Annotated in this window: 6 protein-coding genes and 1 tRNA gene; 2 read left to right on the top strand and 5 right to left on the bottom strand. The window is 73.7% G+C overall.

Going from position 1 to position 7,576, the window contains the following annotated elements; translation table 11 throughout:
- Position 1: 1 nt before the first annotated feature.
- The 5 genes from WMJ97_RS13500 to WMJ97_RS13480 form a co-directional block, all read right to left on the bottom strand.
- Positions 2–74: transfer RNA gene (locus WMJ97_RS13500), tRNA-Pro, on the bottom strand.
- Positions 75–121: 47 nt separating this feature from the next.
- On the bottom strand, positions 122–1,600 hold the full coding sequence (locus WMJ97_RS13495) for a hypothetical protein (protein ID WP_347349523.1): 1,479 nt from the start codon (positions 1,598–1,600) through the stop codon (positions 122–124).
- Positions 1,555–2,385 (bottom strand): DNA-formamidopyrimidine glycosylase family protein, encoded by an 831-nt coding sequence (locus tag WMJ97_RS13490; protein WP_347349522.1) that lies wholly within the window; start codon positions 2,383–2,385, stop codon positions 1,555–1,557. The genes WMJ97_RS13495 and WMJ97_RS13490 overlap by 46 nt, the downstream gene beginning before the upstream one ends.
- A 71-nt stretch (positions 2,386–2,456) precedes the next feature.
- Positions 2,457–2,912, bottom strand: coding sequence for a ribose-5-phosphate isomerase (locus tag WMJ97_RS13485; RefSeq protein ID WP_347349521.1), 456 nt, complete (start codon positions 2,910–2,912; stop codon positions 2,457–2,459).
- A gap of 163 nt (positions 2,913–3,075) precedes the next feature.
- On the bottom strand, positions 3,076–3,678 hold the full coding sequence (locus tag WMJ97_RS13480) for a disulfide bond formation protein DsbA (RefSeq protein ID WP_347349520.1): 603 nt from the start codon (positions 3,676–3,678) through the stop codon (positions 3,076–3,078).
- A 151-nt stretch (positions 3,679–3,829) separates the two neighbouring features.
- On the opposite strand from WMJ97_RS13480, the gene pepN reads away from it, so the two are divergent.
- Positions 3,830–6,424 carry an aminopeptidase N gene (pepN, locus tag WMJ97_RS13475; RefSeq protein WP_347349519.1) on the top strand — a complete coding sequence of 865 codons (2,595 nt, stop codon included), beginning with the start codon at positions 3,830–3,832 and terminating at the stop codon, positions 6,422–6,424.
- 10 nt (positions 6,425–6,434) lie between these two features.
- Positions 6,435–7,565, top strand: a complete 1,131-nt coding sequence (locus WMJ97_RS13470; protein WP_347349518.1) for a Nif3-like dinuclear metal center hexameric protein — start codon at positions 6,435–6,437, stop codon at positions 7,563–7,565.
- Positions 7,566–7,576: the final 11 nt, after the last annotated feature.

Raw genomic sequence — 7,576 nt, 5'->3', positions numbered from 1 at the left:
GTCGGGGCGACAGGACTCGAACCTGCGGTCTCCTGCTCCCAAAGCAGGCGCGCTAGCCACTACGCTACGCCCCGGTCCGGGGGTGTCCCCGGTTGCCGGATCACTCTACCCGCCCGGGGCCTCAGGCCCCCAGATCGCCGAGTAGAAGCCAACCGAGGCCCGTGACATCCGGCTGCAGCCGCGTCGCGTAGTCGGCGAGCAGCAGCCGGTACGCCTTGTTGGCGGTCGCCGCGGCGCGCAGGCTCACGAAGCCGGGCGGACACAACCGCACAAGCGCGACGCGGCGCGCCGCCTCCAGCGCCGACAGCCCCAACGGCTGCCCCGGCAGCACGTCCCCGAGCGACGCCACGACCGCCGCCAGCGGCCCGCGGTGGGCGGGGGTGAGGCGTCCGGCCAAGACGGCGAGCTCGAGGGCGGCGTCCGGGTCCTCGCCCGGCCGCGCCAGCAACTCCCCCGCCAGCGGGGGCGCGCCCCCGGCGAGCCGCAGCGCCGCCAGGCCGAGCTTCAGCGTGACCAGCCCGAACCCGCGGGACGCCGGCAGCGCGGCCAGCGCCGCCCAGGCGTCGTCGAGCAGGCCGGCGTCCCCGCCCGCGAGCGCGAGCGTCGCCGCGATCGCGACCCCCTCGAGGTCGCGCCGATCGAGCCACGCCTCCCGTTCGAGCCAGTCCAGCGCCGCCCATTCGTCGGCGACCAGACCGTTCGCGAGCGCCTCGGCGACCAGCAGGCCCGCCCCACTCGACCGCACCCCCGGACGCCGCAGCATCACCGCCTCCGCCAACGGCGGCACGAGCGCCTCCATCGACGGCGCCTCCGCCAGCCAGATCCGCTGCACCCCCCGGACGCCGTGCAGGCTCACGCACCCGCGCCCCGGGTTCTCCAGGGACGCCACCGCCGTCGTGTCCACGAGCGTGACGTTCACGTTGTCCCCCGGCAGGACGCCCTCGTCGGGCGTCGCGAACGACACCTGCTCCCCGGCGTCCACGATCACGTCGGGCAGCCAGCCCGGGAGGGCGTCCGCCAGCGACGACAACGAGGGGCGCAGCTCCACCTGCAGGGTCACCTGGTGGCGCCGGTGCGGGCCCAGCGCCCCGCGCGGCGGGGCCAGGTGAAACGCCTCCCCCGAGGTCGCGGCGTCGGCGAACACCGGGCTCTCCCGCACCGGACGCAGAAACCCCTGCTTCAACCGGACGACCGCCACCGGCCCCTTCTCCGCCTCCGCGGCCACCGCGATGAACCCGGCGAGGTCGCTCGTCCACGACCAGCCGACGCACCGGTCGGCGAGCGTGACGCCCAGCCCCAGCTCCGGCAACTGCACCGGGTGCTCGCTGCGGTTGTCGACGGTGATCGACACCGTCCACGCGGCGACGTCCTGAAACAGCCGCACGCGCGTCTCGACGTCGCCGGCCCGGGCGTAGACGAGGTCGTCCTCCCCCGGCGTCCAGCCCTCGACGGGCTCCCCGGGCACTCCGAAGCGCAACCGGCACCGCGGCCCGTCGGGCGCGACCAGGTCGAGGGCGTAGCCCTCCGACACCGCCCGGACGCCGACCTCGCCGCTCATCGCGGCGCCCCCGCCGCCCCGGACGGCTGGCACGACGGGCACCAGTACAGGTTGCGGCCCTGCAGCAGCGCCCGGGCCACGGGCGTGCCGCACACGTGACACGGGTCGCCGAAGCGGCGGTACACGTACACCTCGCCGCCGTGCCGGTCGACCCGCGGGGCCCGGCCCATCGCCTCGGGCAGATAGGCGTCCTCCACCGTGTCGATGCGGCCCGCCTCCACCCCGGCGGCCATCAGCGCCACCAGGTCGGCCCACACCGAGTCGAAGGTGGCGCGGTCGAGATCCCGCCCCGGCAGGTACGGGTCGATGCGGTGCCGGAACAGCACCTCCGCCCGGTAGATGTTGCCGACGCCCGCGAAGATCTTCTGATCCATCAGCAGCGCGCCGATCGCACGCTTCGACCGGTGCACGGCCCGCCAGGCGCGCTCAGGGTCGGCGTCGGCGCGAATCGGGTCGGGGCCGCTGGACGCGACCACCGCGTCCCGCTCCCCCGCCGTGATCAGCCGGCACCACTGCGGCCCGCGCAGGTCGGCGGCCCGCCCGTCGGCCGCGATGCGCAGCCGCAGGGTCTCGGGGCTGGGCGGCGGGACGTCCGCCCCGAACCGCCACTTACCGATCAGCCCCAGGTGCACCCAGACGACCTCCCCTGAGGCGAAGTCGACGAAGAGATGCTTGCCCACCGCCTCCGCGCCCGTCAGCACCGTGCCGTCGAGGCGCGCGGCGGCGTCCGCGAACCGCCCCTGAGGGCTGGCCACGCGCACCGCCTTGCCCGCGAACGACTCGGTGAGCGCGCGGGCTTGGCGGTGGATGACGTGACCCTCGGGCACCGGCGATCCTTCCCAGGAGGCTTTCCCCGGAGTCTACGCGCGGCCCGGCGAACCGCCCGGCAACCGACGCCTCAGGCGCGGTGGGCGTCCTCGTAGGCCGTCACCATGTCGAGCCGGCGCACGTGGCGCGGGTCTTCGGAGAAGGGCGTCTCCAAGAACGTCATCACCATCGCGAGGCCCTCCTCCAGCGACTGCATGCGGCCGCCGAGGGCGATGACGTTCGCGTTGTTGTGCTCCCGGCCCAGCCGCGCCAGCTCGTTGTTGCAGGCCAGGATCGCCCTGATGCCCTTCACCTTGTTCGCCGACATCTGCTCGCCGTTGCCCGACCCGCCCAGCACGATGCCGAGGGAGCCGGGGTCGGCGACGACCGCCTCGGCGCAGGGGATGATGTAGTTCGGGTAATCGTCCTGGGCGTCGTACTCGGACGCCCCGTGGTCGACGACCTCGTACCCGAGGCCGCCGAGCTCCTTGACCAGGTACTGCTTCAGGTCGAACGCCGCATGATCGGTACCAATGTGAACGCGCATGGGCCTCACTATGTCACCGCGGCCCGGGCGCGACGAGGGCCCCGGGCAAACCCCGGGGCCCCGCCTGTTTCGATCCTGCCTCGATCGGACGCCGCCCGCACGCCTGTGCAGACGGACGCCGCAGGCGTCCGGCGCCGACGCGCCGCGCCCGCCGGACGCGCGCTCAGTCGAAGATCGGCCCCACCGTCCGGGTGCGCTTCAGCTCGAAGAACCCCGGGTAGGCGGTGACCTTCACGAACCCGTCGAACAGCTCGCCGGCCTCCTCGCCCTTCGGCGCCGGGGAGATCACGGGCCCGAACAGCGCCATGCCGTTCACGTGGATGACCGGGGTGCCGACCTCGTCGCCCACCGCGTCCATCCCCGCGTGATGGGACGCCTTCAGGGCGTCGTCGTTCGCGTCCGTCAGCCCCTTTCGGGCCAACTCGGTGGGCAGCCCGACGTCGGCGAGCGCGGCCTCGACGGTGGCCAGCTCGTGCGGCGCCTCGCCCGGGTGGAACCGGGAGCCGATGGCCGTGTAGAACTCGGCGAGCTTGTCGGAGCCGTACTCCTCTCCCACCGCGAGCGCCACGCGCGCGGGGATCCACGCGAACTGCATCAACTCGGCGTACTCGGGCGGCAGGTCGCGGCCGTCGTTCAGCACCGCGAGGCTCATCACGTGGAAGGTGGTCTTCACGTCGCGGACCTTCTCGACCTCGAGCATCCACCGCGACGTCATCCACGCCCACGGGCAGACGGGGTCGAACCAGAAATCAACAGCTTGCGTCATGCACCTCACCCTAGTTGCGCTCTGTCGGGGACGCCCGCGCGCGATCCCGGCCGTGAACAGTGAATTTCTCGGCGGGCCCGTCCGCGGGACCTGCGTGCGGGGCGCGTTAGGGTGGCAGGACTGCCTGGATCATGTCGACGAGCGGGGACCCATGTTTGCTGCCAACATCACGCGCGCGGAGGCGCGCCGTCGTTCCGAGAGCCTGACGGCGGAGTCGTACGCCGTGACGCTCGATCTCACCGGCGCCGGCCCCGAGGACCGCCCGCTCGAGCGCCAGGACGCGCAGTTCCTCTCCATGACCCGGGCGCGGTTTCGCTCGACCGACGCGGACACCGACATCAACCTCATCGCCGACGAGGTCATCGAGGCCTCCCTCGACGGCGAGCCGCTGCCGACCGAGGCGTTCGACGGCGAGCACCTGGCCTTCCACGTCGCCGAGGGCGAGCACGAGCTCGTCGTGACGGCCGTGTGCCGCTACTCGCGCACCGGCGAGGGCCTGCACCGGTTCGTCGACCCGGCCGACGGCCGGGTCTACCTCTACAGCCAGTTCGAATCCGCGGACGCCCGCCGCGCGTACGCCTGCTTCGACCAGCCCGACCAGAAGGCGTCCTTCGAGTTCACCGTGCTGGCGCCCGAGTCCTGGCAGGTGATCTCGAACTCGCCGGCCGTCGAGCCGACGCCCGAGCGCGACGGCGTCGCGCGGTGGGCGTTCGCGCCGACCGAGCGCATCTCGCCCTACATCACCGCGGTGTGCGCGGGCGAGTTCCACATCGTGCACGACGTGTACCCGACGCCGGAGGGCGACCGCCCGCTGTCGATCGCGGTGCGGCAGTCGCTCGCCGACTACCTGGACGCCGACCGCATCTTCACCACGACGAAGCGGGGCTTCGCCGTGTTCGAGGAGGCGTTCGGGCGCCCGTACGCGTTCGGCGACTACGCGCAGGTTTTCGTGCCGGAGTTCAACTTCGGCGCGATGGAGAACGCGGGCTGCGTGACGTTCCGCGACGAGTACATCTTCCGGTCGCGCGTGACCGCGGCGAGCTACGAGACGCGCGACAACACGATCCTGCACGAGATGGCCCACATGTGGTTCGGCGACCTCGTCACCATGCGCTGGTGGGACGACCTGTGGCTCAACGAGTCCTTCGCCGAATGGGCGTCCCACTACGCCCAAAAGCGCATCGCCGACGAGTTCGGCACCGGGGTCGACCCGTGGGCGTCCTTCGGCAACCAGCGCAAGACGTGGGCCTACCGGCAGGATCAACTGCCCTCCACCCACCCCATCGCCGCCGACATGGTCGACCTCGAGGCGGTCGAGCTGAACTTCGACGGCATCACCTACGCCAAGGGCGCCTCGGCGCTGCGGCAGCTCGTCGCGTTCGTCGGCGAGGACGCCTTCCTCGCGGGCGTCCGGGCGTACTTCGCCGAGCACGCCTTCGGCAACACGGAGCTGAACGACCTGCTGGGCGCGCTGGAGCAGGCGTCCGGGCGGGACCTGTCGTTCTTCACCACGCAGTGGCTGCAGACGGCGGGCGTGAACACGATCCGGGCCGAGATCGCCACCGACGACGAGGGCCGCTTCACCGAGGTGGCACTGCTGCAGACGGCGTCCGACCGGTGGCCGACGCTGCGCCGCCACCGCATCGCCGTCGGCCTGTACAACCTGGTGGACGGGCGGCTGACCCGCACCGACCGGGTCGAGCTCGACGTCGAGGGCCCGCGCACCGAGGTGCCCGAACTGGCCGGCAAGCAGCGGCCCGACCTGCTGCTGCCGAACGACGACGACCTCACGTACGCGAAGATCCGGCTGGACGACCGCTCGTTCGCCACGCTCGTGGAGAACATGGGACGCCTCGACAGCGCCCTCGCGCGCTCGCTCTGCTGGGGCGCTGCCTGGGACATGGTGCGCGACGCCGAGACGGCGCCGGCCGATTACGTCGACCTGGTGCTGCGGGGCGTCGGCATCGAGTCCGACCTGACGGCCGTGTCCGCGCAGCTCGCCCAGGCGCGGACCGCGATCGACTACTACGCGGCGCCGGCGGGCCGCGTCCGGCTGAGCGACCGGTTCACCGGCGGCGTCGCCCGGCTGCTCAAGGACGCCGAGCCCGGCTCCGACCATCAGCTCGCGTTCGCGCGGGCGCTCGCGTCGTCGATCCGCGACGACGAGGGCGCCGCCGTGCTGCGGGCCTGGCTCGACGGCGAGGAGGTTCCGGGCGGCCTCCAGGTCGACCCCGACCTGCGCTGGCGGCTCGTCACGAACCTGGCCCGCGTCGGGGCCGTCGGCGAGGACGAGATCGCCTCCGAGGCGTCCCGGGACAACACGGCGACCGGCGCCGAGCACGCCGCGGGCGCCCGGTCGGCGCTGCGGACGCCGGAGGCGAAGGCGTCCGCGTGGCGGGCGGCGACCGTCGACGACACGCCGAACGAGACCCACGTCCAGGTGTGCGCGCAGTTCATGCACCGCGGCCAGGAGGAGCTGCTGGCGCCCTACGCGGACGCGTACCTCGACGTCGTCCGGGCGATGTCGGAGGGCCGCGACGGCTGGGCGAACAAGAGCTCGGCGATCCGCCAGCACGTGCTGATGTACCTGTTCCCGCGGCCGCTCGCCGACCGGGCGTTCCTGGAGCGGGTCACGGCGTGGGTCGCCGACGAACCGCTGTCCGACTTCGTGGGACGCCTCGTCGCCGAGCGCCTGGACGACGCCGAGCGCGCCCTGCGCTGCCAGGAGGCCGACGCCGCGCGGTAGCCTCCCGGTCATGACGACCGTGCGCACCGTGACCGGCTGGCTGACCGACGCCTACCCGCCCGGGTTGGCCGAGGAGTGGGACCGCGTCGGTCTCGGCTGCGGCGACCCGGACGCCCCCGTGGTCGGCGTCCTGCTCGCGGTCGACGTGACCGACGAGGTGATCGCCGAGGCGCGCGCGGTCGGCGCGCAGTTGCTGGTGACGCACCACCCGCTGCTGCTGCGCGGCGTCCACGCCGTCCGGCGCGACCAGCCCAAGGGACGCCTCGTGCTCGCCCTCGCCGAGGCCGGCCTCAGCCAGTTCGCGGCGCACACGAACGCCGATGCCGCCGACCCCGGGGTCTCGGACGCCCTCGCCGACGCGCTGCGGCTCACCGACCGGCGTCCGCTCGAACCGGCCGCGGGCCCGGCGCGCGACAAGCTGATCACGTTCGTTCCGCCCGACCATGCGGACGCCGTCGTCGACGCCCTCGCGGCCGCCGGGGCCGGCACGGTCGGCGCGTACGACCGCTGCTCGTTCGCGACCCCGGGCGTCGGCAGTTTCCTGCCGCGCGACGGCGCCGACCCGTACGTCGGGGCCGTCGGCGAGGTCGAGCGGACGCCGGAACTGCGCGTCGAGATGGTCGTGCCCCGCGGGCGACGGGCGGCGGTCGTCCGGGCGCTGCTGGACGCCCACCCCTACGACGAGCCGGCGTTCGACCTGGTCGAGCTGGTCTCGCCGCCCTCTGGCGAGGGGCTGGGCCGCATCGGACGCCTCCCCGAGCCGATGGCCGCCCGCGACGTCGCGCGCACTCTCGCCGCCGCGCTGCCGCCCACCGCGACCGGCGCCCGGCTCGGCGGCGACCCCGAGCGTCTCGTCGAGACCGTCGCCGTCCTCGGCGGCGCCGGCGACTCCCTGCTGGACGCCGCCCGCGCGGCCGGCGTCGACCTGTACGTGACCTCCGACCTGCGGCACCACCCCGCGCAGGACGCCCTCGCCCATGACGACGCCCCCGCGCTGATCGACATCCCGCACTGGGCGGCCGAATGGCTGTGGCTGCCGCACGCCGAGAAGGTGCTCCAGGACGCCGCCGCGGCGGCGGGCGTCCGGCTGGAGACGCATGTGTCCCGCCTGAACACCGACCCGTGGGCGGAGCGGTACTGACCGCGTCCCGT

It is taken from the genome of Nigerium sp. (assembly GCF_039811905.1).
GTDB lineage: Bacteria > Actinomycetota > Actinomycetes > Propionibacteriales > Propionibacteriaceae > Propioniciclava.
The sequence above is the reverse complement of the archived record's forward strand: the minus strand, read 5'-3'. Positions and strand labels throughout refer to the sequence as shown.